The organism is Intestinimonas massiliensis (ex Afouda et al. 2020) (assembly GCF_001244995.1).
Classification (GTDB): domain Bacteria; phylum Bacillota; class Clostridia; order Oscillospirales; family Oscillospiraceae; genus Intestinimonas; species Intestinimonas massiliensis.
This window is the reverse complement of the sequence record NZ_LN869529.1, coordinates 553,232-578,772: the sequence shown is the minus strand read 5'-3', so window position 1 is coordinate 578,772 and position 25,541 is coordinate 553,232. Positions and strand designations below refer to the sequence as shown.

At 63.7% G+C, this 25,541-nt stretch carries 29 protein-coding genes, 1 tRNA gene, 1 other RNA gene and 1 riboswitch; of the genes, 10 read left to right on the top strand and 21 right to left on the bottom strand.

Annotation, left to right across the window (positions count from 1 at the left end):
* Positions 1-4 precede the first annotated feature (4 nt).
* Positions 5-292, bottom strand: coding sequence for an Asp-tRNA(Asn)/Glu-tRNA(Gln) amidotransferase subunit GatC (gene gatC / locus BN2154_RS06765; RefSeq protein WP_050618098.1), 288 nt, complete (start codon positions 290-292; stop codon positions 5-7).
* Positions 293-305: 13 nt separating this feature from the next.
* Positions 306-1,631 carry an aspartate--tRNA(Asn) ligase gene (aspS, locus tag BN2154_RS06760; RefSeq protein ID WP_050618097.1) on the bottom strand — a complete coding sequence of 442 codons (1,326 nt, stop codon included), beginning with the start codon at positions 1,629-1,631 and terminating at the stop codon, positions 306-308.
* Positions 1,632-2,111: 480 nt separating this feature from the next.
* Here aspS and BN2154_RS06755 point away from each other — a divergent pair, with 480 nt between their 5' ends.
* Positions 2,112-2,678 carry a uracil-DNA glycosylase gene (locus BN2154_RS06755; RefSeq protein WP_050618096.1) on the top strand — a complete coding sequence of 189 codons (567 nt, stop codon included), beginning with the start codon at positions 2,112-2,114 and terminating at the stop codon, positions 2,676-2,678.
* 54 nt (positions 2,679-2,732) lie between these two features.
* The gene (locus BN2154_RS06750) at positions 2,733-3,416 is read left to right on the top strand and encodes a YoaK family protein (RefSeq protein WP_050618095.1); all 684 of its coding nucleotides are present in this window, start codon (positions 2,733-2,735) and stop codon (positions 3,414-3,416) included.
* Positions 3,417-3,465: 49 nt separating this feature from the next.
* Here BN2154_RS06750 and BN2154_RS06745 read toward each other — a convergent pair whose 3' ends face one another.
* From BN2154_RS06745 to ffs, 4 genes are all read right to left on the bottom strand, one after another.
* Positions 3,466-4,041: an FUSC family protein gene (locus tag BN2154_RS06745; protein ID WP_050618094.1), complete on the bottom strand. Its 576-nt coding sequence runs from the start codon at positions 4,039-4,041 to the stop codon at positions 3,466-3,468.
* 33 nt (positions 4,042-4,074) lie between these two features.
* On the bottom strand, positions 4,075-4,422 hold the full coding sequence (locus tag BN2154_RS06740; RefSeq protein WP_050618093.1) for a YbaB/EbfC family nucleoid-associated protein: 348 nt from the start codon (positions 4,420-4,422) through the stop codon (positions 4,075-4,077).
* 14 nt (positions 4,423-4,436) lie between these two features.
* Positions 4,437-6,152: a DNA polymerase III subunit gamma/tau gene (dnaX, locus tag BN2154_RS06735; RefSeq protein ID WP_050618092.1), complete on the bottom strand. Its 1,716-nt coding sequence runs from the start codon at positions 6,150-6,152 to the stop codon at positions 4,437-4,439.
* A gap of 86 nt (positions 6,153-6,238) precedes the next feature.
* Positions 6,239-6,504: signal recognition particle sRNA large type (ffs, locus tag BN2154_RS15220), an RNA gene on the bottom strand.
* Positions 6,505-6,674: 170 nt separating this feature from the next.
* On the opposite strand from ffs, the gene BN2154_RS06730 reads away from it, so the two are divergent.
* A tRNA-Ala gene (locus BN2154_RS06730) sits at positions 6,675-6,750 on the top strand.
* A gap of 59 nt (positions 6,751-6,809) precedes the next feature.
* Here BN2154_RS06730 and BN2154_RS06725 read toward each other — a convergent pair.
* Positions 6,810-7,043: a hypothetical protein gene (locus tag BN2154_RS06725; protein WP_050618091.1), complete on the bottom strand. Its 234-nt coding sequence runs from the start codon at positions 7,041-7,043 to the stop codon at positions 6,810-6,812.
* A 240-nt stretch (positions 7,044-7,283) separates the two neighbouring features.
* Between BN2154_RS06725 and BN2154_RS06720 the strand changes: the two genes are divergently transcribed.
* Positions 7,284-8,006 (top strand): LytR/AlgR family response regulator transcription factor, encoded by a 723-nt coding sequence (locus BN2154_RS06720; RefSeq protein WP_050618090.1) that lies wholly within the window; start codon positions 7,284-7,286, stop codon positions 8,004-8,006.
* A 44-nt stretch (positions 8,007-8,050) separates the two neighbouring features.
* On the opposite strand, the gene BN2154_RS06715 is transcribed toward BN2154_RS06720, so the two are convergent.
* From BN2154_RS06715 to BN2154_RS06690, 6 genes are read right to left on the bottom strand one after another with little or no spacing between them, the layout of a single operon-like run.
* Positions 8,051-8,542 carry a hypothetical protein gene (locus tag BN2154_RS06715; protein WP_050618089.1) on the bottom strand — a complete coding sequence of 164 codons (492 nt, stop codon included), beginning with the start codon at positions 8,540-8,542 and terminating at the stop codon, positions 8,051-8,053.
* A gap of 1 nt (position 8,543) precedes the next feature.
* Positions 8,544-9,773, bottom strand: a complete 1,230-nt coding sequence (locus BN2154_RS06710) for a radical SAM protein (protein WP_050618088.1) — start codon at positions 9,771-9,773, stop codon at positions 8,544-8,546.
* Positions 9,774-9,789: 16 nt separating this feature from the next.
* A complete protein-coding gene (locus BN2154_RS06705; RefSeq protein ID WP_050618087.1) occupies positions 9,790-10,503 on the bottom strand; it encodes an energy-coupling factor transporter transmembrane component T family protein in 714 nt (237 codons plus the stop codon).
* Positions 10,491-11,960 (bottom strand): ABC transporter ATP-binding protein, encoded by a 1,470-nt coding sequence (locus BN2154_RS06700; RefSeq protein WP_050618086.1) that lies wholly within the window; start codon positions 11,958-11,960, stop codon positions 10,491-10,493. Before BN2154_RS06700 ends, BN2154_RS06705 begins: the two co-directional genes overlap by 13 nt.
* Complete coding sequence (locus BN2154_RS06695; RefSeq protein WP_050618085.1) at positions 11,953-12,540, bottom strand: ECF transporter S component; 588 nt, start codon at positions 12,538-12,540, stop codon at positions 11,953-11,955. The genes BN2154_RS06700 and BN2154_RS06695 overlap by 8 nt, the downstream gene beginning before the upstream one ends.
* Positions 12,541-12,559: 19 nt before the next feature.
* Complete coding sequence (locus BN2154_RS06690; protein WP_094762401.1) at positions 12,560-13,189, bottom strand: YkoF family thiamine/hydroxymethylpyrimidine-binding protein; 630 nt, start codon at positions 13,187-13,189, stop codon at positions 12,560-12,562.
* 90 nt (positions 13,190-13,279) lie between these two features.
* Positions 13,280-13,379, bottom strand: a riboswitch (TPP riboswitch).
* 160 nt (positions 13,380-13,539) lie between these two features.
* Between BN2154_RS06690 and BN2154_RS15735 the strand changes: the two genes are divergently transcribed.
* The 4 genes from BN2154_RS15735 to BN2154_RS06680 all read left to right on the top strand — a co-directional run bounded on the left by BN2154_RS15735 (position 13,540) and on the right by BN2154_RS06680 (position 16,619).
* A complete protein-coding gene (locus BN2154_RS15735) occupies positions 13,540-13,833 on the top strand; it encodes a hypothetical protein (protein ID WP_154666652.1) in 294 nt (97 codons plus the stop codon).
* Between the two features lie 122 nt (positions 13,834-13,955).
* Entirely contained in the window at positions 13,956-14,078 is a 123-nt protein-coding gene (locus tag BN2154_RS16435) for a hypothetical protein (protein ID WP_278320006.1), read from the top strand.
* 58 nt (positions 14,079-14,136) lie between these two features.
* On the top strand, positions 14,137-16,266 hold the full coding sequence (locus BN2154_RS06685; RefSeq protein WP_050618084.1) for an ATP-dependent helicase: 2,130 nt from the start codon (positions 14,137-14,139) through the stop codon (positions 16,264-16,266).
* 86 nt (positions 16,267-16,352) lie between these two features.
* Positions 16,353-16,619: a GIY-YIG nuclease family protein gene (locus BN2154_RS06680; protein WP_050618083.1), complete on the top strand. Its 267-nt coding sequence runs from the start codon at positions 16,353-16,355 to the stop codon at positions 16,617-16,619.
* Here the strand turns inward: BN2154_RS06680 and BN2154_RS06675 are convergent.
* The 6 genes from BN2154_RS06675 to BN2154_RS06650 all read right to left on the bottom strand — a co-directional run bounded on the left by BN2154_RS06675 (position 16,600) and on the right by BN2154_RS06650 (position 21,038).
* Complete coding sequence (locus BN2154_RS06675; protein ID WP_050618082.1) at positions 16,600-17,340, bottom strand: MBL fold metallo-hydrolase; 741 nt, start codon at positions 17,338-17,340, stop codon at positions 16,600-16,602. The genes BN2154_RS06680 and BN2154_RS06675 overlap by 20 nt on opposite strands.
* A gap of 124 nt (positions 17,341-17,464) precedes the next feature.
* Positions 17,465-17,902: a CD1247 N-terminal domain-containing protein gene (locus tag BN2154_RS06670; protein WP_050618081.1), complete on the bottom strand. Its 438-nt coding sequence runs from the start codon at positions 17,900-17,902 to the stop codon at positions 17,465-17,467.
* Between the two features lie 58 nt (positions 17,903-17,960).
* Positions 17,961-18,530 carry an elongation factor P gene (efp, locus tag BN2154_RS06665; protein ID WP_050618080.1) on the bottom strand — a complete coding sequence of 190 codons (570 nt, stop codon included), beginning with the start codon at positions 18,528-18,530 and terminating at the stop codon, positions 17,961-17,963.
* Between the two features lie 77 nt (positions 18,531-18,607).
* Positions 18,608-19,672 (bottom strand): M24 family metallopeptidase, encoded by a 1,065-nt coding sequence (locus BN2154_RS06660; protein ID WP_050618079.1) that lies wholly within the window; start codon positions 19,670-19,672, stop codon positions 18,608-18,610.
* Positions 19,669-20,538, bottom strand: a complete 870-nt coding sequence (locus BN2154_RS06655; RefSeq protein WP_050618078.1) for a TIM barrel protein — start codon at positions 20,536-20,538, stop codon at positions 19,669-19,671. The genes BN2154_RS06660 and BN2154_RS06655 overlap by 4 nt, the downstream gene beginning before the upstream one ends.
* Complete coding sequence (locus BN2154_RS06650; protein ID WP_050618077.1) at positions 20,535-21,038, bottom strand: YqeG family HAD IIIA-type phosphatase; 504 nt, start codon at positions 21,036-21,038, stop codon at positions 20,535-20,537. The genes BN2154_RS06655 and BN2154_RS06650 overlap by 4 nt, the downstream gene beginning before the upstream one ends.
* An 83-nt stretch (positions 21,039-21,121) precedes the next feature.
* On the opposite strand from BN2154_RS06650, the gene BN2154_RS06645 reads away from it, so the two are divergent.
* Together BN2154_RS06645 and BN2154_RS06640 are read left to right on the top strand one after the other, a co-directional pair.
* Positions 21,122-21,895: a glycoside hydrolase family 18 protein gene (locus BN2154_RS06645; protein WP_050618076.1), complete on the top strand. Its 774-nt coding sequence runs from the start codon at positions 21,122-21,124 to the stop codon at positions 21,893-21,895.
* 65 nt (positions 21,896-21,960) lie between these two features.
* A complete protein-coding gene (locus BN2154_RS06640) occupies positions 21,961-22,596 on the top strand; it encodes a nucleotidyltransferase domain-containing protein (RefSeq protein ID WP_050618075.1) in 636 nt (211 codons plus the stop codon).
* Positions 22,597-22,756: 160 nt separating this feature from the next.
* Here BN2154_RS06640 and rpsU read toward each other — a convergent pair whose 3' ends face one another.
* Together rpsU and leuS are read right to left on the bottom strand one after the other, a co-directional pair.
* Positions 22,757-22,939, bottom strand: coding sequence for a 30S ribosomal protein S21 (rpsU, locus tag BN2154_RS06635; protein ID WP_050618074.1), 183 nt, complete (start codon positions 22,937-22,939; stop codon positions 22,757-22,759).
* Between the two features lie 111 nt (positions 22,940-23,050).
* A complete protein-coding gene (leuS, locus tag BN2154_RS06630) occupies positions 23,051-25,483 on the bottom strand; it encodes a leucine--tRNA ligase (protein ID WP_050618073.1) in 2,433 nt (810 codons plus the stop codon).
* Positions 25,484-25,541: the final 58 nt, after the last annotated feature.

Here is a 25,541-nt window from a genome sequence, read left to right as displayed (position 1 = left end):
CCCCTCATTCCACCGTCTTGGGCACCAGAAAGGCCGCTTCGTCGGGAACCGGCGCGTTTTTCAGCAGCTCGGCCCGGTCCGCCGAGGGCTCCACCACGTCGGGCCGGAGCACATTCTTCACCGGGAACACATGGCTCATGGGCTCCACCCCGCTGGTATCCAGAGTATTGAGCACATCCATGTAGCCGATGATCTGCTCCAGCTCGGCGGCCACTTTGACCTTCTCCTCCTCTGGAAGCCTGAGTCGGGACAGGGCGGAGACATAATCCACCATCTCTTCGGTTATCTTCATTTTGATCTTCTCCTTAAGGCTCCAGCCGGCTCAGATCCCGCGGGAACAGGCAGGCGCACCGCACGTTTTCCAGCCCGCACAGCTGCATGGTCAGCCGTTCCAGGCCGATGCCAAGGCCGCCGTGGGGCGGCATGCCGTGCTTGTGGATCATCAGATAGCTCTCGAATTCCTCGGGATGCATCCCCCGCTTCTCCATCTTCTTCACCTGCTCGGCGTAGCTGTGGACCCGCTGGCCGCCGGTGGTGACTTCCACGCCCCGGAACAGCAGGTCAAAGGACAGGGTGTACCGGGGGTCTGCGGGGTCGTCCATGGCGTAGAAGGGCCGTTTCTTGCTGGGGTAGTGGGTGACGAACACAAAGTCGCTGCCCCACTCCTCTTTGGCGTAGCGGCCGATGGCATGCTCCTCCTCCGGCTCCAGGTCGTAGGGGTCCCGGATTTGGTAGCCGTACTTCTCCGCCGCCAGGCCCTTGACCTCATCGAAGCGGACGCAGGGGATGCGCTCCACGTTGGGGATAGCAATGCCCAGCCGCTTCCCGTCGGCGGCGTACTCCGTCCGCAGCAGCTCCATAGCATACTGGAGGAAGCCGGTCTCCATGGCCATCACGTCCGCAAAGGAGTCGATGAAGCCCATCTCAAAATCCAGGGAAGTGTACTCGTTGAGATGCCGGGCCGTGGAGTGCTTTTCCGCCCGGAACACCGGGGCCACCTCGAACACACGCTCAAAAACCCCCACCATGGTCTGCTTGTAGAACTGAGGGGACTGGGCTAAAAACGCCTTGCGGCCGAAGTAGTCCAGCCGGAAGATGTTGGAACCGCCCTCCGCCCCGGCGTGAACGATCTTGGGGGTGTGGACCTCAGTGAAGCCCTGGCCCTGGAGATACTCCCGAAATGCCCGGCCCAGGCACTCCTGGACCTTGAATACGCTGCGCTCCCGCAGGTGGCGGAGCACCACGGGCCGCAGGCCCAGCTCGGTGTCCAGGTTGATATTCAGTCTGGCCTTGGGCACCGGCACCGGCAGGGGGGCCGCGGGCCGGGACAGGACCTCCACAGCCTGAGCCGCCAGCTCCACCCCGCCGGGAGCCCGGGGCTCCTCCCGGAGGGTGCCGGTGACCACGACCGCGGCCTCCTCCGGCACGCCAGACACGTCCACGCCCTCGGCGCAGGTACACTGCAGGATGCCATCCCGCTTGCGCAGCTTCAGGAAGGTGAGCCCGCCGCCCACCGTCTGTCTGGCATGGACCATACCGGCGACCTGGACGGTCTCGTTCCGATGGGCACCTCCCAGGATGTCTTTGAGTTCCAGCCGCTGTGTTTTGGGGGCGCCTTTCAGGAATTCCATGACCGTTCACGTCCTTTCATCAAACTATACTGTACACCGCTCCGTCTGTTTTCGGTACCTTTAAAAGACAGCTTTTTTCTAAAAAATCCCAAAATGAATAAAAAAAGTCCCGAAGCTGCTTTTTGCAGTTTCGGGACGGAACAATCCGCGGTACCACCCAAACATTGCCGCCTCACCCTTGAGCCGGCCTCTTGGCTCCCTTAACGCGGGACGACGAAAAGCCCTCCTCCTTGCGGACTCGAACTTTCAGCTCGTGAAGCGTTGCGCATCCCCATCCAGCCGGACCGGGCTCTCAGTCGGTGACCCGGATTCTCTGGCGGCCCTCACGGGGCGCGGTCTTCGTCATTGCCTTTGATGCATGTATTATATGCAGTTCCTGCAAAAAAGTCAACGGTGAATTTTAGCTAAACCGCATCTTTCCCTGCCCCCATACTTTATGATACAATGTAAAAAAACATGGAAAAGAAACGAGGAAACGACATGCTTGATTGGCCTGAATTGGAATCCGCCTGCCTCTCCTGCCAAAAGTGCGCCTTGGCCGAGACCCGGCACAACGTGGTCTTCGGCGACGGGGCCCGGAACGCCGAGGTCATGTTCATCGGGGAGGGCCCCGGCGAACAGGAGGACCTGACCGGCAAGCCCTTCGTGGGCAAGGCGGGCAAGCTGCTGGACGATATGCTCACTCTCATCGACCTGGACCGCTCCAAGGTGTTTATCGGCAACACGGTCAAATGCCGTCCGCCCCAGAACCGGGACCCCCTCAACGTGGAGGTGGAGGCCTGCATCGGCTATCTCCGCAACCAGGTGGCGCTGCTCCGCCCCAAGATCATCGTCTGCCTGGGCCGCATTGCCGCCATGCGCCTCATCCGGGAGGATTTCAAGATCACCAAGGAGCACGGCCAGTGGTTTGAAAAGGCTGGGGTCCAGATGATGGCCATCTACCATCCCGCCGCCCTGCTGCGGGACCCCCGGAAACGGCCGGAAACCTTTGAGGACCTGAAGGTCCTCCAGGCTAAGATTCGGGAGATCTGCACCCACACCTATTGAATTTTCCGGGTCCTGCTCCGGCGGGGCCCGATCCATGTCAAAGGAGGCGACCGCATGAACCGCGCTGGACACCAGATGTCCGAAACTCTGTTTCTGGGTGCCCTTCTGACCGTCACGGGCGGCTTTCTGGATGCCTACACCTATCTGTGCCGAGGCAAAGTGTTTGCCAATGCCCAGACCGGCAACATCGTCCTGCTGGGCGTCAAGCTGGCCGAGGGGCAGTTCGACGCCCTGCTCCACTACCTCATCCCCATCCTGGCGTTCGCCCTGGGCGTGGTGGTGGCGGAGCTGACCCGCCGCCGTTTCCGCAGCCATCCGGCCATCCACTGGCGGCAGATCGTGATCGCCCTGGAGATCGCTATTTTAGGTCTGGTCGCCCTGCTCCCCACCGGCGAGTGGGACACGGCGGCCAACGTACTGGTCTCCTTTGTGTGCGCCGTGCAGGTGCAGTCCTTCCGCAAGATCCGCGGCAACCCCTGTGCCACCACCATGTGCACCGGAAATCTCCGCAGCGGCACTGAGCTGCTGTTCCACGCGGTGCAGGACCGCGATCCCACCGCCCGCCGCCGGGGGCTCCAATACTACGCCATTATCCTCCTTTTCATTCTGGGCGCCTTCCTGGGCGTCTGGTGCACGGAACAGTGGCGGGGCAGAGCCGTGCTGGTCTGCTGCGGCCTTCTGGTCGTGGTCTTCAGCGCCATGTTCCTCAAATCCGGGGAGGAAGCCCTGGAGGTTTGAACAAAACGGCAGAAAAGGGGCCCTCCTGCGCTGGAGGGCCCCCCTTTTTTCATTTCTTATGTTCTTCACTGGTCGAAGGGTCCGCCGGCTTCTCCGTCGGTTCTTCCGCCCGCCGGTGATCCGGCAGCAGGGCGTTGACCCCAAAGGCAACGGCCACGCCCACCACGGTCTCGATGATCCGGGCGGCGGCATAATAATACCGCTCCACCCCGGTATGCCCCCCGATCAGAATGACGCATGGCACAATGCAGGCCATGGGGCAGGCCGCAGGCCGTTTCAGGAGCAGACCCGTCCAAATCCCCGCCACACAGACCGCGCCCAGGGTCAGGGTCTGCACCGCCGGATGGGACAGCACAGGGCCCAAGGTCAGGGCCAGCACCCCCAGAGCGCCGCCGATGGCCACACCGATGAGCCGGGACACTCCCTGGCGGACCGTCTGGCCCAGGGAGCTCTGCATACACACAATGCAGGCGATGCAGGCATATAGGGGTCCCATCTGCCCCCAGATGCCGCCATACTCCTCCCGATACATCAGATCAAAGGGGACGAACAGCAGATAGGACAGCATCACCGCCACGGCGGTCTTGATGGTGCGCATCCCCACCTTGGGGATCTTCAGCTTCATATGCGCCTCCTTTCACATAGGATGGCTCAACGTTCAGAATGGCAGGCCCAGCCCGCCGGTCAGCTTCTCCATGCTGGAGGCGGCGTCGGTGCTGCAGGCCCGGATGGCCTCATTCACCGCCGCCACGATCATATCCTGAAGCATCTCCACATCATCGGGGTCCACGGCCTCCGGATCAATGGTGATGGACAGCAGTTCCCGCTTGCCGTTGACGGTGGCCGAGACCACGCCGCCGCCCGCCTGTGCGGTATACTCCTTGGCCTCCAGCTCGGCCTGCATCTTCTGCATGTTCTCCTGCATCTTCTGGGCCTGCTTGATCATGTTCATGTTGATGCCGCCGCCCATACCCATGCCGCCGCGGCCTCCAAAGCCTTTCGCCATATCGCATACACTCCTTATTTAATGGTGATGTTGTCAAACTGCTGACTGAAGGCCAGCAGATCATCCAGGTTGTCGTGGGCGGGAGCGGGAGCCGCTGGAGCGCTCTCCGGCTTGCCCACCTTGACCGTTACCCGCACCGGGCTCCCCACCCGGGCGCTGGCCGCCCGAGCCACCGTGTCCAGCACCGCCTGCCGGCCGATGACCCCCTTGACCAGATCGTCGTCCGCCCACAGGGTGAGCACCCCGTCCTCCAGCGTCCCCCTGGTCATGGCGGCATTTCCCAGGAAAGACCACACATTCCGCCCCACCTGATCCCGCAGGCTCTCCGCCAGAGCGGGCCAGAAGTCTCCGCTGGGCATGGACGCGGGAGCGGAAACCGGCTCGGCCGTCCGGACCGGCCGGACAGCCTCCTGAGAGGCCGGTTCCTGGACTGTGGAGGACTCCTCCCGGGGGGGAGTCTCCGTTGCCGGGGCGTCCAAATTAGCAAGTATTTTTCCTTGCCGGTCCTCTGTTTTCAAGGACTCCTTCGGCCTGACTTCTCTTTTCTCTTGTAAAGGCATTTCACCTGTCGTTTGAATCGGTACACCGGAGGCAAGTTGGGCCTCCACCCGGGCCAGCCGGGCATGGATGGCCGGGACACTGTCATCCAGAGTCTCGTCGCACAGCCGGATCAGGCACAGCTCGGCGTCGGTCCGACGGTTGCTGCTCCGGGGCAGGTCCGCCAGGGTGGACTGGAGCGTGGAGAGCACCCAGGCCAGCTTGGCGGGGGTAAAGCGCTGGGACAGGCCCCGCAGCGTGGCATCGTCAAAGCCGCCGGTGAGGAGCGCTCCGCCTGCCGTGGGCGCGGTCTTTCGAATGAGCAAATCCCGGGCCAGCGAGGACAGCTCTCCCAGAATGGCGGATACATCCTTCCCGCCCGCATACAGCCGTGCAATGTCCTCCAGGGCCCCGGCGGCGTCATGATCCGCTACCCGTCCCATCAGGCGCCCGGTCTCCAGACCGCCTGCCAGTCCCAGGGCGTCCAGTACCCGCTGCTCCCCCACGGGCCCGCCGGAGACGGCGCACTGGTCCAGCAGCGACAGCGCGTCGCGCAGGCCGCCGTCGGCCAGACGCGCCAGCAGCGCCGCCCCCTCGGGCTTCAGGTCGATCCCCTCCCGTTCCGCCACATAGCTCAGCCGCCGGGCGATGTCCGCCGGCAGGATGCGCTGAAAGGAAAACTGCTGACATCGGGATTTGATGGTGGCCGGTACCTTGTGCAGCTCCGTGGTGGCTAAAATGAACATCAGATGGGCTGGGGGCTCCTCCAGGATCTTCAGCAGGGCGTTGAAGGCCGCCGTGGAGAGCATGTGGACCTCGTCCACGATATAGACCCGCTTGCGGACCGCGGCAGGAGAATAGACCGCCTCATCCCGTAGGGCGCGGACCTGATCCACGCCGTTGTTCGAGGCGGCGTCCAGCTCCAGCACATCCAGGATAGAGCCGTTCTCAATGCCCTGGCAGGAGGCGCACTGGTTGCAGGGATTGCCATCCGTCGGATGCTCACAGTTGACCGCCCGGGCCAGGATCTTGGCGCAGGTGGTCTTGCCCGTGCCCCGGGTGCCGGTGAACAGATAGGCATGGGAGAGGCGGCCTGCAGCCACCTGCCGCTTGAGGGTCTCGGTGATATGGGACTGCCCCACCACATCGTCAAAGGTTCGGGGCCGCCATTTGCGGTATAGGGCCTGGTACATCGCTCCTGTCACCTCACGAAAAAAGGGGGCGCGGCGAACCGTGCCCCTCGCGCTGATCTGATTTGCCCTTCCGGCGCAAAGCAAGGCCGCACACCGACCTTTGAAATGCTGCGCTATGTCCGTTACCCGGGCAGTTGGCTCAAGAACGGCGCCCCCGCGGCACACGGGAGGTTCCGCTTAATGCTGCTCGGTTCCCCGCCTGACATGGTTCACGGGTTCCCGTTGCGCGGGACCGATCTATCATCACTACTTGCCTGGGGCAGACGACACAATGCAGTTCCGGGGGCCGGGGTTCATCCCTGCTGTAGCGGGTTGCAGGTACAGGGCACCGCTAACTCCCCGACTAGCGCGGCCTTGCTTTGCGCCGGGCCGGGCAGGCCCGGTATCAGCCGGTAGGAGTTATTGTACTACACTTATCCTAAATTATCAAGACGCTTTTGCTATTTGTGAAAAAGGGGCTTTACAAAAAGAGAAAATATGCTATAATAATATGGCGTTCGGTTCGTGCCGGGCGATTTTCATGGGCCTGTAGCGCAGTTGGGAGCGCGTTCGGTTCGCATCCGAGAGGTCGAGGGTTCGAATCCCTTCAGGTCCACCAAAAAAAGTCAGCAAACGATGGTTTGCTGACTTTTTTGCTATGACGCTCTGCTTTCCGGTTTACAGTGCCAAAAGATCGTCAATGACGTCCCACAAATGGATCACATCCAGCTCCATCCGGTTCCATTGTCTGACGCACCGTTCCGCCGTCCCCTCGTCCAAAAACACATCCGAGATCAAGGCTACCGTCTCCCTCTGTCCGCCGCACCTGCAGCAGGCCCGCACAGCGAACGCGGTATATTCCCCCACATCTGAGCGGCACAGCCGCTCCTGCTCTGCTTGATATTCAAACATACTATCCTCCTCATTCCGCTACTCCCATCGGGCAAGCAGCCCTTCTTTACCATCCCGGAAACATTGTAGCATATTCCGGTATCCGTGCCTCGACATGTCGAAAACGCATGGAAAACCGATGAATTCGTCAATCATCCAACTCCCGCCTCCGTCCAGAACGAAATACGCTTCTTTTTGATCCGTTCGAGCCGGTTATGGGATCGCTGCCAAGCAGTCTTTCCAAAGAAAGGATTCTGGAACATGCGTATTGCCATTTGCGACGACAGTTTTATCGACCGAGAATTGATCGCAGAGCTGATCCGCCACTATGCTTCGGCCCAGACCATTCCCTTCGATATCGTACCGTATGAAAAGGGAATGGACCTGCTGTACGACATCGAGGACGGCGCTTGGTTCGACGCCGTCCTTCTGGATATCTACCTGGGCGATATGCTGGGGCTTGCTCTGGCCCATCGGCTGCGGGAGTTCGGCTATGGTGGGAGCATCATCTTCCTCACGGTCGAGCCGGAGTTTGCGGTGGACAGCTACGACGTGGGGGCCGACGGCTATCTGCTCAAGCCGTACCACTACGAAAAGCTGTGCAGGGTCATGGACCGGATCACTCAGGTCCGAAGCGCCTGCGTCTATCAGATCCGGCAGCGCACCACGGTCTTTCACATCTCCTACGACGAGATCCTGTATGTCGAGAGCAGCAACTCCAGATGCATCCTGCACTGCTGCACCGGCGGGACCTACGTGATCTACAAGACCCTCAACGAGATCGAAGGCGAGCTGCGGGACCGGCGGTTCCTCCGGTGCCATCAGAGCTTTCTGGTCAACATGGACTACATCCGGCAGGCGGACAAGCAGTTTCTGCTGGTGACCGGGGACGTGGTCTACATCCGGCAGCGCGGCCTGAAGGCCATCCGTCAGGCCTATCTGGACTATGTGGCGTCCAGGCAGCGCCCCGATACCGTACCCTAACGCACAGCCCGCCCCCGCGCCATAGGCGCGGGGGCGGGCTGTCTTCATCGGTCTGTGTGCAACAGCGGGTGATCCAGGTGCAGCTCCGGCGGGCCGTCCGGCAGCGGCTCGGGGGCCGGAGGGAGCTCCCCCGTCTCCCGCCACTCCTCCGCCAGCAGCTCCCAGGCGCAGGCGATGTCGCCGGCGGGGTCCGCCTCCCTGGCCCGGGCCAACAGGCGGGTAAATGCCGGACCGGCAATGTGGCAGCGGTAGGCCCACGCCCGTGCCCGCAGGGTGGTCCCCGCTCCGCACAGCCACAGCGTGAGAGGCTGGTCAAACCACAGCCCGCGAACCAGCCCCCGGCCCAGCTCCGTCCGCTCCTGGGGCAGGCTCAGGGCCAGCGTCACGCCGTTCAGGCTGGTGAGAGAGGGGCACAAAAAGGCGTGCCGCTCCCCTGCCGCCGCCCCCGGGACCTGGAGCAGCCTGCGGCAGTCCGCCTTCTCCAGCCCGCCGGCGGCCGCCGCTGGGAGCGGGGTCTTTCCAGGCAGTCGCAGCATATCAATCCAACCTTTCCAGATCGCTGTCGGGGTGGTTCCCGCAGTGCTTGTAGTCGTCGTTGGTGGAGGTCAAACCGTAGTCCCGCCGGATCTCGTGGAGGCCCTTGGCCAGCCGGATATAGTAGTCCAGCGGCGGCAGGGGCCGGAACCCCAGCCGGGAGGCCTTGTGGGGGTGCCAGAGAACGCTGAGGTAGCTGACCCCGTGCCGGGCGAAGAATTCGCAGGCCTCAAAGTTGGATTTCAGGGCCTGGTCCACGGTGGCAAAGCCGTTTCGGGCGGCCAGCTCCACGCCGCCCACCACCTGGGTACACACCTGCCCTTTCCCGAAGATCTCCACCGCGTCCAGGGTCCGGCGGACCCACTCGGCGTGGCCCACCCATTTCTCCTTTCCCGGGCATAGCTCCTTAAAAATGGCCGCATCCCACACCTCGATGTTGGGACAGTAGGAGGTCACCCCGGTCTGATCGTAAATGCGCCGGAGCAGCGTCTTTGGATAGGCGGGAGCCATGAGCTGGCTGGAGAACCGGCCGGAGAAGTTCCGCCCGACGGCCTGGAGCACCCGGATGTAGCGCTCCGCCTCGGCCGCAAAGGGCGGGTCCCCGCTGAAATCCGTACCGCCGGAGAGGTAGATCTCCGAAAAGCGTCCGGGCTCCCGGATGGCCTCCCGCACGGTCTCGTAGATGTCCTGACCGTCCACCTCCCCCTGGCTGCGGCCGTCGGTGAAGAAGGCGCAGAAATGGCACTGGTCGCCTCCCTCCCACAGGCGGCACCGCTGGAAGGCGGTGAGAATCAGCTTCTGGGCCCGGACGTCGGCCAGCATCTCCATGGGGGTGCCCCGGCTGGTCTTTTTCCCAAAGAAGGCGGGCCGGGGCACGAAGTCCACCTCCTCCAGGGTCTCCTCCCCCTCCCGCAGCAGGAACACGCCGCTGTCCCGGTCGTAGTCGATCCGGTAGGGGTCGTCAAAGCGCTCCCCGTAGTTGATGTAGACAAAGGAGCCGTCCCGCAGCAGGATGGGGCCGGGCAGGGCCAGGGCGGGGGCTCGGCCCTCGAAGCGGATGCCGAAGGGCTCCGTCTGCCCGAAGGAATAGCGGGGGTCCTGAAGGCGCTCCAGCGCGCCCCGGCTCAGCTCCGCGCCGTAGCGCACCATGCTCAGCTTGAGCAGGGTGAAGGGGGACAGGTCGGGGTAGTCGGCGCAGGCCTGAGCCCACTCCCCCCGCTTGGCCGCAATCATGAACGCGTCTCCTTTCTCACAGCAGAATGAGTCCGGCGAGCAGCGCGCCGTTGAGTCCGAAGAGAAACAGGAAATCCACCGGGCGCAGCTCCACCCGAAACGCCACCGCCCGGGGGCTCCCGCTTTCAAAGCCCCGGGACTCCATGGCCATGGCCAGGCTCTCCGAACGCTCCAGGGCGTGGACCAGCATGGGGAACAGCCGTCTGGTGGAGCAGAGGCCCGCCTTGACACCCCGCACCTGTAGGGCCGCCCCCACGACGGCGTATTCCTCCTTGACCACCGGAAAGAAGTGGTAGGCTGCCAGGATGCCATAGGCAAACTTGGGCGGCAGGCGGAACTGCTGCATCAGGCTCATAATCAGCTCCATGGAGTCGGTGGTAAAGGCGAAGAGCATCCCCAGGCCGCCGAAGGCCAGCACCCGGGAGGCGAGCTGGGCGGCGGTGGTCAGGTTGGTGGCGTAGAGGGTCCGCTGGCCCAGCAGCGTTACCTCCACCCCCTCCTGCCCGCCGTTGGAGAAGAACAGGCCGGTGGTGAACATGCCGGCCGCCGTCAGAAAAAAAGGGATCAGGGCCAGCAGCAGGTTCCGCCGGCGGACACCGGGCGTACAGAAGGTGACCAGCAGCGCCAGCCCCGCCGTCAGCAGATTCAGCCGGGTGCGAAAGGTCACCGACAGCAGCAGGGAGGCCAAAATCAGCGTGAGCAGCTTATAGCCGGGATTCAGGCTTCGCATGACGGCATCCTCCTCTCGGCGGCATAGGCGTCCAGCTCCGCTGGGGCGAGAGTGGTCAGGCGTCCGTCCTCCAGCAGCAGGATCTGATTGGCGCAGGCCCGGGCCAGCGCCAGGTCGTGGGTGGCCAGCACGGCGGTGAGTCCCTCCGCCACCCGCCGCTCCAGCAGGTCCAGGATGAAGCGGGTGGACCGCTCGTCCTGGGCGTAGGTAGGCTCGTCCAGCAGCAGCAGGGACTGCTCCCCCGCCAGCATGGACAGCAGGGCCAGCCGCCGCTGCTGTCCCTGGCTCAGCTCATAGGGGGAGTGCTTCCGCCAGGGCAGCAGGCCGAACTCTCCCAGCAGGGCCTCGGCCTCCGCCGCCCGCGCTTCCTCCGCCGCCTGGGGCCGGGCGGCGCGCAGGGTGGTGAGGACCTCCTCCTCCACCGTCAGGGTGAGAAATTGGAAGCGGGGGTTCTGAAAGACCAGCCCGACCCGCCCAGCCACCCGGAGCCTTCCTCTGTGGCGGCCCACCCCGGCCAAGGCGGTGAGCAGAGTGGTTTTACCCGCCCCGTTGCGGCCGATAAGAGCGGTAACGCTCCCCTTCTCCAGCCGGAAGGAGAGGTGCTCCAGACAGGGCTTCTTTTCCCGGGCGTGAAACAGCGCCAGATCCTCCGCTTCCGCCGCCGTCTCCGGCGGCCGGGGCACCGCGGGCGGTCTCCGCCCGTTGAGCCAGCCGTCGTCCAGAAACAGGCCCCGGCGGGTGAGCGCCTCCCGGCGGGCCTCCAGCTCCGACGGAGGGAACGCCCCTGCATCCAGATTTCCTTTGTCCTCCATCAGCACCACACGGGTCAGGAAGCTCCGCCACCAGTCGGGCCGGTGGTCCACCACCAGCAGGGTCAGGCCCCGCCGGTTGAGCGCCTGGAGCTGGGCGGAGAGCTGGGCGCAGGAGGCCGGGTCCAGGTTGGCGAAGGGCTCGTCCAGGATGAGCAGCCTTGCGCCGGTGGCCAGCGCGGTGCACAGGGCCAGCTTCTGCTTGGTGCCGCCGGACAGGGTGCGAATGGGGGCTTGGGCCAGCTCCCTCAGGCCCGCCAGCTCCAGCAGCTCGTCCATCCGGGCCCGCAGGTCGCCGGGGTAGTTGATGTTCTCCAGGGCGAAGAGCACCTCATGGTCCACTCGGTCCATGCAGAACTGGTTGTCCGGATTCTGGAAGAGGATGGAGACCGTCCGTGCCCGGGCCGCCGGCCCATAGGACTCCAGCGGCCGTCCCGCCAGCCGGACCGTTCCCGCCAGCTCGCCGGCATACTCGGGGTAGAGCCCCGCCAGACAGTAGGCCAGGGTGGACTTGCCGCAGCCGGAGGGCCCCATCAGCAGCACCGTCTCTCCCTCCTCCACCGTCAGAGACAGGTTGGAAAAGATGGGAGCCGACTGCTTTCCATAGCGGAAGGTCAGTTCCCGGCCGACCAGCAGCGGCTCAGGCATGGGCCCGGCCCAGGGCGTAGCCCTTGAGCAGTCCGGTGCGGGCCAGCCCGTCGCCGATGGCCTTGCTGAGGACGCCGGAGAAAATCAGCGAGCTGACCAGCCGGATGAGGAACATCACCGCCAGCAGGGGAACGGCCAGCTTGCCGTAGCCGGAGCGGACAAAACTCCACAAAAAGCTGGTGATGCAGCAGCCAACCGAGGCCAGGCAAACCATCCTGCGGTCGAATTTCTTGTAGCCGCCCGCGGCAAAGACGATCTCGCCGCCGGCGCCCTGGATGATGCCGGCCACGATGACCATGGGGCCGTACATGTTGCCCAGCAGCACCTCAATGAGGGCGGCCAGCACCTCGGCCACGATGGCCGCGCCGGGCTTCTGGAGGATGTAGGCGGCCAGGGTGGAGGCCATGAACCACACGCCGAAGACGAGCTCGTTGGCCAGGGGGGCCAGGCCGACGGGGGTGAGCAGGGTGCTGAGGAAGGAGGCCAGATAGACCCCCGCCAGATAGACGACGCCGAAAACGATGCAGAGCATCGCCACCAGGATGATCTCCTGGAGCTTCCAGCCGTATTTCTCGTTCATGATGGATCTTCTCCTCTCGTTATTCCTGGGTGGGGCTGTTGACGGACAGGGTGAAATGCAGGATGTAGTGGGGGACGGTCTCCTCCATGCGGCGGCAGACCGCCTCCAGATAGTCGAACACCTGGTGGACGTCGCCGGAGATGCGGGTGGCATAGTGGATGGTGACGGGGGCCAGACCGGCGTCCTCCGCCATGCGCCAGACCTGGGCGATTTGGTCGATGTAGTCCCCCACCCCCATGGGGTACAGGGCCAGCTTGCACAGCACGGGAAAGTGCCGCTCCGCCGCCAGCGCCTGGTTGGGCGCTGGGCCCTGACGGTCCAGCAGGCTGTCCCCGTCGCAGTCGCCCGGGCAGCCCTTGGAGAACTGCCCCTCCAGCGCCATGTGGACGCCCGGCCGCCAGGCGTTGATAAACAGCCCCTTCACCGCGTCGGCCACGTAGGGCAGCCGTCCGCGGTAGACGGTGGACAGGGCGTCGGACTGGCTCCACACCGCCGAGGTGTCGGTCTTTTCCAGCGCCCCCAAAATGATGGAGACAAAATCGCTGTCCATGGGATAGAGGGAGAACCGGCAGCCGGAGATATCCAGCTTGGTGCCCCGCCCGGACCAGGGGAGGTCCTCCCGCTGGCAGCCGCAGCCTTCCTGTTGCATTGCACATCTTCCTTTCTTTCATCAGGCAAAAATAAAAAGAGTGCTTTTTCACGTGAAAAAGCACTCTTTTGGCCACAAACAAATCATGTCGTTCTGTTCGAATTGCTTCCCTACGCTGGTCTTAACCATCAGGTTCAAAGGGTCAGATTAATCTATCTCAACTCCGCATGGAGTCCCCCTAGAATTCTACTTTCCATATTCAGTTGTTGTTGTCAGTATAGTCAGTTCCCTTCCGCTTGTCAAGGAAAAGTTGTTTTCCCTCTCCTCCCCCTCCGTTCGGCAGGCATTCCCCTGTGCTCCTGGCCGTAATTTCGGCTGCCGCCCTTCAAAGGTTGCTTTTTTATGGAGCGATGCGTTACAATAAAGAGCGCAGGACCCCGCGCACTCCGGCACTGAGAGAGTGGAGCCGCCGTCCCACTGAGATCGTTCTCTTCCCCGTCGATAGGATCTTCTTCAACGGCGAGCCCAGCGGCATGGGCGGCGGCTTCCATGGCGAACACGTCTACGACTACTCCGCGGCCAAGGTGGACCGCATCTACTGCACCGGCTTCGGCTCTCCCTATGAGTACAGCCACGAGATGGGACACATGGTGGTCTCCACCGCTCGGATCGTCAATGGCTGGAGCGCCTCCTGCGGCCAGTGAGCCCCCTTTTCCGCCGGCTCCGGGTCCGAGGGCTTCGCCTCCAGCTATGCCATGGTCAGCCACCCCGAGGCCTTCGCGGAACCTGGGCCGACCTGTGGCATAACCGCGACCGGTTGGACGCCATGCTGACCACCGGCCGCTCCGAGGCCCCGCGCGAGAAGATCCGCTATCTCACCGACGTGCTAATCCGGCAGTACGGCGCAGCCACCTGGGAAAACCTCCCCTGGACCTACATGCTGGGGTAAGCCAAGCGCCTCAAAGCCGCGGCTTTGAGGCGCTTTTATCCCGAAAGTGAGGAACCGAATGACCTACGAGGAATTCAAATCCAGTTTCCATATCCAGCTCAACCCCCAGCAGGAGGCCGCCGTGCGGCAGGTGGACGGGCCCACCCTCCTGCTGGCCGTTCCGGGCAGCGGCAAGACCACCGTGCTGGTCACCCGACTGGGGTATATGCTCTACTGTCTGGGGATAGATCCGGGGCATATCCTCACCGTCACCTACACGGTAGCCGCCGCCGGGGACATGAAGCGCCGGTTTCACTCCTTCTTCGGAGCGGAGTACGCCGAAACCCTCCCGTTCCGCACCATCAACGGCGTCTGCCAGTCCATCATCCACCGCTACGCCCGGGTCAAGGGGACCGTCCCCTTCGAGTTGGAGAGCAGCGAGATCCGCCTGTCCGCCCTGGTCCGGGAGCTGATGGCCGCCGGGGGCGACTACCCCACCGATCAGGACGTGAAGGAGGTCCGCACCCGGATCACCTACTGCAAGAACATGCTGCTCACCGATGAAGAGGTCCGGGAGATCAGGCTGGACGGAGTGGATTTTCCCGCCGTCTACTTCGCCTATCGGCAGCAGTTGGAGCGCAGCCGCCGCATGGACTACGACGACCAGATGGTCTTTGCCTGCCGCATCCTGCGCCGCTTCCCCGATCTGCTGGCCTACTACCAGACCCGCTTTCCCTACCTCTGCGTGGACGAGGCCCAGGACACTTCCAAGATCCAGCACAAGATTCTTCGCCTGCTGGCGGCCCGAAGCCGGAATCTGTTCCTGGTCGGCGACGAGGACCAGAGCATCTATGGCTTCCGGGCCGCCTGGCCTCAGGCCCTGCTGGAGTTCCAGACCGTCTACCCGGAGGCCAGGGTGCTTCTGATGGAGACCAACTACCGCTCCACCCGGTCCATCGTAGCAAAGGCGGACGCCTTCATCCAGCGCAACCAGAGCCGCCATGCCAAGCATATGACCACAGACAACCCCCAGGGGGAGCCCATTCGGGTGGTGGAGCTGGAGGATTACAGCCGTCAGTACCGCTATCTGCTCCGGCTCGCCCGGGAATGCAGCCGGTCCACCGCCATTCTCTACCGCAACAACGACAGCGCCCTGCCGCTGATCGACCTGCCGGAGCGGGAAGGGGTCCCCTACCGCTGCCGCCAGAGGGAGAGCTACTTTTTCTCCAGCCCGGTGGTGCGGGATCTGACTGACATGCTCCGCTTTGCCCTGGACGGCCGGGACGCGGAGCGTTTTCTCCGCTTCTACTACAAGCTGGACCTGCGCCTCAAGCGCAGGGTGCTCCAGGACGTGTTGGCCCGGTACGGCGGCGACGCGCCGGTACTGGACGTGCTGCTGGACAGCGGCCAGATCGAGCCCTGGCAGGCGGGCCGCCTGAGGGCCCTGCGGACCCACTTTTCCAAGCTGCCCGCGCTGGGCGGCTTCGCCGCGCTCCAGCGCATTGTCAAATACATGGGCTACGGAGACTACCTGTCCGCCAGGCACGCCGACGCCGCCCGGGTGAACATCCTGCTCTCCCTGGCTCGGCAGTCCTCCGGCATCCAGGGCCTGCTGGACCGGCTGGACGCGCTCCAGCGGGTGGTGGAGGGGCCGGAGCGCTACCCCGACTGCCCCCTTGTCCTGTCCACCATCCACTCCAGCAAGGGGCTGGAGTACGACCGGGTGGTCCTGATCGACGTGATGGATGGCGTCTTTCCCGCGGTGGACACGCCGGAGGAGGAGGGCTCCCTCTCCCCCGAGGAGCGGGAGGCCCTGGAGGAGGAGCGGCGGCTGTTCTACGTCGGGATCACCCGGGCCAAATACCAGTTGGAGCTGCTCACCTATTCCGCCCGGTTCGGGGAGCCGGCCCCGGGCTCCACCTTCGCGCGCCAGCTTTTGGGCTCCGTCCCGTCCGGAGACAGGGCCGTGCCCCGGCCGAAGCCTCTCCCTCCGCCCCGGAAGGCCCCGCCCCCCGCATCCTCCGTCGCGCTTTGGGAAAAGGATTACATCCCCGGGGCGGCGGTGGTCCACAGGCAGTTTGGCCGCGGCATTCTCCTGGACAAAACGGGCAGCATCGCCTCCGTCTCCTTCCGGGAACACGGGACGAAAAAGCTGGACCTGACCGCCTGCCTGCGCAAGGGCCTGATCCGTCCGGAGCATCCGGTCTGAGGCCCGGTCCAGCGGACCGCAGCAGACACTCCGTTTCTCCTTGTTTCAACATTCTGCCCAAAGGGGCACAAGGGAGGCTTCCCGCCATGACCTACTGGGTCTACATCCTCCGCTGCGCCGACGGCACCCTTTACACCGGCATCACCGACTGCCTGGAGCGGCGCCTGGCGGCCCACAACAGCGGCAGGGGCGCCAAATACACCCGGGGCCGGGTCCCCGTGTCCCTGGTCTACCGGGAGGCCTGCCCCGACAAGTCCGCCGCCCTGCGCCGGGAATATGCCGTCAAGCAGCTCTCCCGGGGTGGAAAGCTGGCCCTGATCGCCCGGGGCGGCGTTACTCCCCCCGCCCGGTGACCGTCATACGGTCCAGAGACTCCCACAGGGCGGACAGGTGGTAGGGCTCGTCCCGGCTCCGCTCCAACTGCCGCCGGACCATCCGGCGCAGTCCCCAAGGGTCGCGGTCCGCGCCGGGGATATGGTATAAAACCACCCGCTCCGGCCGCAGCACCTCCCGCAGTAGGGCCCGGCCCCGGGGGCTCTGGTAAAACAGCGGATTGACCAGCACCGCATCCGGCCGGGCCCATCCCAGCTCCTGCCAGGTGGGTTCTCCCCGCTCCGGGTCGGCGTCCCCGGTCACCAAGACCCCCATGCCGGACAGCTCCGCCAGCAGGCAGAAGTGCGCCGTCTCGGCATATTGAGGCCCGATATGACCGCTGGAAACCCACGTGATCCGCACGCCAGGCAGCGACTCCCACGTCCCCCGCACGCCGGTCATACGACGCACCGGCCCGGCCAGCGGTCCGCCGTCCTCCGGCAGCAGAACCCCCCGGACCCGGTTCCGCGCCAGATAAGTCTCCGTCTCCCGCCGGCTGAAGTGATCGGGGTGCAGGTGGGTAAAGGCCAGCAGGTCCACCGGCGGCTCCCCCGCCAGCAGCCGGGCCTTCACCGGCTCCGGCACCGCCTGGAACTCCGTTCCCGCCGGGTCGTAGAGGCCGTCGATCAGCAGCCGGGCCCCCGCTCCCTCCAGCAGGACCCCGGCGTTGGCCAACAGCGTTACCCGGATTTCTTCTCTCACGGAGCTCCCCTCCTTTTTCATCCTTTTACACCCGAAAAACCAAGTGTACCGCCCTTTCCCCATCAAAAAGGCCCGACGCTCCGCGGAGCGCCGGGCCTTTTTGTTCGAAACAGGTGGGACAGGATTACTCGTCGTCGTCCTCGTCCTCGCAGCCACAGCCGCAGCCGCACTCATCCTCATTGACCTCCAGCGCGAACTTCTCGTGGCAGTTGGGGCACTCGATGAAGCCGGCCTCCAACACGTCCTCGTCAATGCAGAGCTCCTCCTTGCAGTTGGGACACTCCACCTCGAAGAAATCGTCGTCGTCGCAGCAGCAGTCGTCGTCATCTTCGTCGTCGTCCTCGTAGACGATCTCCTCCACGTCGGACAGGTCGTCGGAAATGGCGTCGATCTCCTCGCCCATGGCGGTGGCGTTCTCCTCCAGATCCTCGATGGACATGCCGACTTCCTCCAGGATGTCGATGATCACGGAGATCAGCTTGCCCTCCTTGGACTTCTCGGTGTCGATGTTCAGACCGTCGGACAGGCCCTTCAGATAGGCAACCTTCTCAGAAATAGTCATAGCAGAAATTCTCCTTTATTTGGCCAAAGGCCATACAATCGCGGCCGCGGGGGCGCGCTTACTTCTTGCAGCGCTCCAGGTACTCGCCGCTGCGGGTGTCGATCTTGATCCGGTCGCCGGGGTTGATGAACAGGGGCACCTTGATCTCGGTGCCGGTCTCCACGGTGGCGGGCTTGGTCACGTTGGTGGCGGTGTCGCCCTTGAAGCCGGGATCGGTCTCGGTGACCTCCAGCTCCACAAAGGTGGGGGGCTCCACGGCGAAGATGCTGCCCTTGTAGCTGTTGATCTTGCAGACCATGTTCTCCTTGACAAAGCGGAAGGAGTCGTCCAGGGTCTCCTTGGCGATGGGCACCAGGTCGTAGGTCTCAGGGTCCATAAAGTAGTACAGATCGCCGTCGTTGTAGCTGTACTCCATGTCCTTGCGCTCCACATAGGCGCTCTCGAACTTGGCGGTGGGGTTGAAAGAGGTCTCGGTCACGCCGCCGGTGATCACGTTCTTCATCTTGGTCCGAACGAAAGCGGCGCCCTTTCCGGGCTTTACATGCTGAAACTCGACGACCTGCATCACCTGGCCGTCCATCTCGAACGTCACACCGTTACGAAAATCACTGGCAGTAATCGTAGGCATTGGTATCCATCCTCCAAAGTAGAGTTGAAATTTAACTAAGCTATTTTACCCTATTCTTTCCCATTTTGCAAGGCTTTTTACAGAATTATCAGTTCCTTCGGGGATTTCGTGATATCGATGCAGCCGTCGGCGGTGAGAATGGTCACATCCTCGATGCGCACGCCGAATCGTCCCGGCAGGTAGATGCCCGGCTCGGCAGAGACGGCGGCCCCCACCGGCATGATGGTGTCCTCCCGGGTGTTGGCGTTGGGGGACTCGTGGATCTCGATGCCCACGCTGTGGCCGTAGCCGTGGTCGAAATAGTCTCCGTAGCCCGCATCCTCAATGACCTTCCGGGCGGCGGCGTCGATGCTCTTGCCGGGCACGCCGGCCCGGGCGGCGGCGATCCCGGCGCGCTGGGCCTCCAGCACGATGTGGTAGACCTTCTTCATCTCCTCGGTGGGCTCGCCCACGGCGATGGTGCGGGTCATGTCGGAACAGTACCCCCCGTAGACACAGCCGAAATCCATGGTAAGGAAGCTGCCTGGCTCCACCACGGTGTCGCCGGGAATGCCGTGGGGCAGGCTTCCGTTGGCGCCCGTCACCACAATGGGCTCGAAGGACATGCGCTGGGCGCCGAAGCGCAGCATGTCGTACTCCAGTTTGGCGGCGATCTCCTTCTCCGTCATGCCGGGCCGGATGAATTTCAAGATCGCGTCAAAGGCCCGGTCGGTGATCTCCTGGGCCTGGACCATCCAGGCGATCTCCTCCTGGTCCTTGGCCGCCCGAAGCCCGTTCACCAGCTTCTGGGCCGGGACCAGCTCGGCGGTCAGGCTCTCCTTCCAGTCGTGGAAGGCCGCCACGGACATGTATTCCTCCTCGAAGCCCAGCTTTTTGATGCCGCAGCGGTCGATGACCTCCTGGACCATGGCCTTGTAGTTGCGGTTCCGATCCGTCACGGCGACGGCCGCGCCGGCGACCTGCTTCTCGGCGGCCTCGATGTACCGGGAGTCGGTGAAGTAATAGGCCTCACCGGCGGCGACAAGGGCGATGCCCTCCCCGTGGAAGCCCACGGCATAGAACTCGCCGGGGGCGCTGGTGAGCATCATGGCGTCAACGCCGTATTCGGGCAGCTTGGCCGCGATCTGTTTCAGATGATTCATATCGTGTGATCTCCTTTCGATTTTAGAAACCCTTCATAAAGCTCTTTCATATGCAGCGCGTCCCTGGCCTGGGTTCCGGCGCTCTCACAGATGATGGTAGGGCTCCAGCCCCGGCGGGCCAGAGCCCGCATCAGTGGCTCCGGGTCCGGGCCGAAGTCCTCTTGGTCGAAGGTCAGGTGGACCTTCTCGCCGCCGTTGGGGGTAAAGGCGATCTTGGAGAAGTGGCTGTGGAACCGGGACGCCCGGTCCTCCCCCAGCGCGGAGGCGATGCGGTCCAGGATGCGCTCCGTGGCTTCCTCCCCCTCGTCCGCCCCCAGGGAGCGGGCATAGAGATGGCCGAAGTCCACGCAGGGCAGCAGCCGCTCATCCTGTTGGCATAATTCCAATACCTCATCCAGATCCCCAAGCTGGTTGATCTTGCCCATGGTCTCGGGGCATAGGGTGAGGTGTCCGTAGCCCTCCCCGTCGCAGGCCCGGAGGACCTCCCGCAGGGAGGGGATGGCGGTGTCCAGGGCCTCCCGCCGGGCACGCTTCATCAGGGCCCCGGTATGAACGGTAATGCGCCCGGCCCCCATCCAGTCGGCGGCCCGGCAGGCGGCCAGGATATAACCGGTGGTCTTTTTCAGACTGTCCGGATCGGGGTTGGCCAGGTTGATGAAATAAGGGGCGTGGAGGGACAGCCGGATTCCGTGCTCCCGCGCGGCCGTCCCCACCGCCCGTGCGGTCTCTTCCCCCACGTTGACGCCCTTGCCGCACTGGTACTCGAAGGCGTCCAGGCCCAGCGAGGCCAGCCAGGCCGGGGCCTGGACCGAGCTCTTGCCTGGAAAATCGTCCGGCAGCCCCGCAGGGCCGAACCATACGCTCATCGGCTCCTCCTTTTCCCCAGAGCCCGGAAGGGCTGCTCCACGGCGTAGCGCAGGTAGCGCCCCGGATTGCCCGCCAACTGGATGGGCTCCACCAGCAGGGCCAGGATTCCCATCCGCCTGGCCCCCAGGATATCGGTAAAGATCTGGTCTCCCACCATGGCGGTCTGACCGGCGGTCCGGCCCATGCGGGCCATGGCCTGCTCAAACCCCGCGGTCCCAGGCTTGCCCGCGTGTCCCAGATAGGGGATGTCCAGCCGTTTGGCATAGCGCCCGGGGCGGTCCGGCTTCCGGCTGTTGGACAGCAGGAACAACTCCACCCCCGCCGTCCGCAGTCCTTCCCTCCAGGCCAGCACCTCTGGAGCGGGGTCCCCGGGTCCGTACCGGACCAGCGTGTTGTCCAGGTCGGCCAGCAGCAGCGTGATCCCCCGCGCGGTCAGCCATTCCGGCCTGATCTCCGCCACAGAGGAAAAGACCCGGTCCGGTATCAGTGAAAATCCCATGGATACACCTCATGTTTTCTATCTTGTCCGCATAGAGTGCATTATATCAGTTTCAGGAAAAATGGACAAGGGGGATGACCCATATGCTTTCAAAAACCAACCTGCTTCTGGCGGTGCCGCCCACCGAGATGATGGCGGCGCAGGGCTCTGGCCTCACGCTGGCCCATATGGCCTACCGGGTAGGGGGCGGTCCGCACCTGTTTCGGGCCAATCTGCCCGTCCCGGTTCGGGGCGGCGTGATGCTCATCGACGACGCCGGCTTCGACGGCCGGGGAGACCCTGCGCCCTTCTGCCAGGAGGTGGTGCGGGAGTGCGCCGCCCGGGGCTATACCGGGGTAATCTGCGACTTTGACCGGCACCTGCCTCTGCTGGGGCAGGTGATTGCCGGGCTCTCCCCGCTGCTGGCCAAGCGGGGCTGGCCCCTCTACGTCCCGGAGCCGTATGGCCGTTACTCCGCCACGGCCAAGGTGCTCATCCCCACCGCCCTGTCCGGCGGCTCCCTCCAGGTGCGGCTTCAGGAGGCCGTCCAGCAGTACGGCGCGGCACGGGTAGCCCTGGCGGTGGAGCGGTCTGCCGAGGACTTCTTCCTCCCCTCCCCCAATGGACAGGGCATCCGCCTCACCCAGGAAGAGCTCCAACAGCGCATCCAGGAGCGGGAACCCGTTATCTTTTTCTCCAACGAGCTGTGCGCTCACTACTTCACCTATATGAACCGTCAGAACGGAGCCCACTTCATTCTTTTCGACGACGCCGCCTCCATCCGGAAGAAGCTCCACACCGCCCGGAGCCTGGACATCGCCGACGCGCTTCTGCTCTATCCGGAGGTTTCCGATCTTTTATCTGAAATTTTGAGATAATTTACCCTTGTCATCCCGCCTTCGCTCTGCTATACTGAGCAATCTGAGAGAAGGAGGAATATTCCATGGAATTTCAGTTGGACACCTGGCTGGAGCTGTTTACCCACCGGCTTCTGGATACTTTTCCCGGCCGTGTGATCTTTTTGGGCATCCAGGGCAGCCGAGGCCGGGGTGAAAGCAAACCGGACAGCGATATCGACATGGTGGTGGTGCTGGACCAGGTGGGTCTGGAGGACCTGCGGGCCTATCGGGAGCTTCTGCGGACCCTGCCCCACGGCGGGCTGACCTGCGGCTTTTTCTGCGGCCGGGAGGAGCTGCTCCACTGGCCCCGGTATGATCTGCTGCAGCTCGTGCTGGACACCAAGCCGCTGTACGGCGGACTGGAGAATCTGCTTCCCGCCTTTTCCCCCGCCGATACGGCGGCGGCGGTACACATTGGGGCGGCCAATCTGTACCACGCCGCCTGCCACTGCTACCTCCACGGGGACGACCCGGCGGGGTGTCTGGCCTCTCTGGCCAAGTCCGCCTTTTTCCTGCTGCGGCTGGACCACTACCGCCGCTCCGGCTGCTACGCCGCCACCATGGCCGAGCTCAAGCGCCTCTACCCCGAGACCGGGCTGGATGACTCGGACTGCGACGCCTGCTACCAGGCGCTGATCCGGTGGACCTCCTCCCTGATGGGGGCCGTGCCCGAGGCATGAACCGGCGGCTCCGCCGGCCGGATGACAAAAGCCCAGCGCCGAAAGGCGCTGGATGCTTTGCCCCGCAAAGCTCCAAAAATGTCCCCACTCGCTCCCGCCTGCGGCGGAACCGCTCGGGGATGACAAAAGCCCAGCGCCGAAAGGCGCTGGGCTTTAAATCTCAATAGAACTTCTTCCGATTCTTGCGGGCGGCCTCAGACTTCTTGCGACGCTTGACACTGGGACTCTCATAGTGCTCGCGCTTACGCACCTCAGCCAGAACACCGGACTTGGCACAGCTACGCTTGAATCGCTTCAGCGCGCTCTCCAGAGACTCGTTCTCTCTGACATGAACTTCCGACATTGTTGTTTCCCCTCCCTCCGAAGTGGCGGGGAATCCCGTCACGAAAGGGCCATTCTTATGGCTTTAACAGTATTATTATATGCAATTCAAGAGGTCTTGTCAAGAGGACTTTTATTTCTTCGGCTTCACGATCAGGTTGACCAGCTTATTCTTGACCAGGATGACCTTGACGATTTCCATGCCCTCGGTGAACTTCTGGACCTTGGGGTCCTTCAGAGCCTCGGCCACCACGGCGTCCTGTTCGCTGTCCAGGGGCACGGTGACGGTGCCGCGGAGCTTGCCGCCCACCTGAACGGCCATTTGCACCTCAGCATCCACGGTCTTGCTCGCGTCGTAGGCGGGCCAGGACTGCTGGCAGGCCATACCGCCGGTCTCGCCGGCGAAGCCCAGGCTCTCCCACAGCTCCTCCACCGCGTGGGGGGCGAAGGGAGACAGCATCAGCAGCAGAGCCTGGTAGTCCCCGCGAGAGCAGCCGTTGGCGTAGAAGTCGTTGACCAAAGCCATCAGCGCGGCGATGGCGGTGTTGAATTTCATGGCCTCGATGTCCTCGGATACCTTCTTGATGGCCTTGTGGATGGCGGATTCGTTGGCCTTGGAATAGCCCTTTTCCCCGGCGAGCTGCTCGGACAGATTCCACACCCGGTCCAGGAAACGCTTGCAGCCCTTCACCGCCTTGGCAGACCAGGCGGCAGCCTTCTCAAAGTCGCCGATGAACATGATATACAGCCGCATGGTGTCAGCGCCGAACTCGGCCACCACGTCGTTGGGGTTGACCACGTTGCCCCGGGACTTGGACATCTTCTCGCCACCCTCGCCTAGGATCATGCCGTGGCTGGTCCGCTTCTTGTAGGGCTCCTTGGTGGGCACCACGCCGAGGTCGTAGAGGAATTTGTGCCAGAACCGGCTGTAGAGCAGGTGCAGGGTGGTATGCTCCATGCCGCCGTTGTACCAGTCCACTGGGGACCAGTAATCCAGCGCCTCCCGGGAGGCCAGAGCCTCCTGGTTGTGGGGGTCCATATACCGCAGGAAATACCAGGAGGAGCCCGCCCACTGGGGCATGGTGTCGGTCTCCCGCCGGGCGGGGCCGCCGCAGTGGGGGCAGGTGGTCTCCACCCAGTCGGTCATGTGGGCCAGAGGGGACTCGCCGTTGTCGGTGGGCTCGTAGCTCTTCACGTCGGGCAGCAGCAGGGGGAGCTGCTCCTCCGGCAGGGGCACCCAGCCGCACTGGTCGCACCACACCATGGGGATGGGCTCGCCCCAGTAGCGCTGGCGGGAGAACACCCAGTCCCGGAGCTTATAGTTCACCTGTTCGTGGCCGATGCCCTGCTCGGTAAGCCACTTGGTGATGGTGGGGATGGCCTGCTTGACGGTCAGGCCGTCCAGGAAGCCAGAGTTAACCATAATGCCGGTGTCGTCCTTGAGGGTAAAGGCCTCTTCCTGGACGTTGCCGCCCTGGACCACCTCAACAATGGGCAGGCCGAACTTTTTGGCGAACGCCCAGTCCCGGGTATCGTGGGCGGGCACAGCCATGATGGCGCCGGTACCGTAGGAGGCCAGGACGTAGTCGGAGATAAAAATGGGGATCTCCTTGCCGTTGACCGGGTTGACGGCCCGGACGCCCTGGAGCTCCACGCCGGTCTTTTCCTTGTCGGCGGCCAGCTCGGTGCGCTCGAAGTCGGATTTGCGGGCTGCGGCGGCCACATACGCCTGCACCTCGTCCAGATTGGTGAGCTGACCGGCCCACTTGGCCACATAGGCGTGTTCGGGCGAGATGACCATATAGGTTGCGCCGAAGAGGGTGTCAGGCCGGGTGGTAAAGACCACGATGTCGTCCCCGGTGGTAGCCCGGAAGGTGACCTCCGCGCCGGTGGAGCGGCCGATCCAGTTCTTCTGCTGGATCTTCACCCGCTCGATGAAGTCCAGATCGTCCAGGTCGTCGATGAGCCGCTGGGCGTACTCGGTGATCTTGAGCATCCACTGGCTCTTCTCCTTGCGGACCACGGGGGCGCCGCAGCGCTCGCAGACTCCCTCCACCACCTCTTCGTTGGCCAGCACGCACTTGCAGGAGGTACACCAGTTCACGGGCATGGTGGTCTTGTAGGCCAGCCCCTTTTGATAGAGCTGAAGGAAGATCCACTGGGTCCACTTGTAATACTCTGGGTCGGTGGTGTTGATGACCCGGTCCCAGTCAAAGGAATAGCCCAACATCTGGAGCTGCTTGGTGAAGTTGGCGATGTTGTCGTGGGTCACCTGGGCGGGGTGGATGTGGTTTTTGATGGCGTAGTTCTCGGTGGGCAGCCCGAATGCGTCATAGCCCATGGGGAACAGCACGTTATAGCCGTCCATCCGCTTCTTCCGCGCTACCACGTCCATGGCGGTGTAGGGCCGGGCGTGGCCCACGTGCAGGCCCTGCCCGGAGGGATAGGGAAACTCCACCAAGCCGTAAAATTTGGGCTTGTCCCCACCGTTGGCCGCGGCAAAGGTCTTTTCTTCCCGCCACTTTTTCTGCCACTTGGGCTCGATGCTGGCAAAATCGTACTTCATCGTTTGCACTTCCTTATCGTTCGGCGTCCGGCGGGACCCTTCCCACCTTCGCAACACA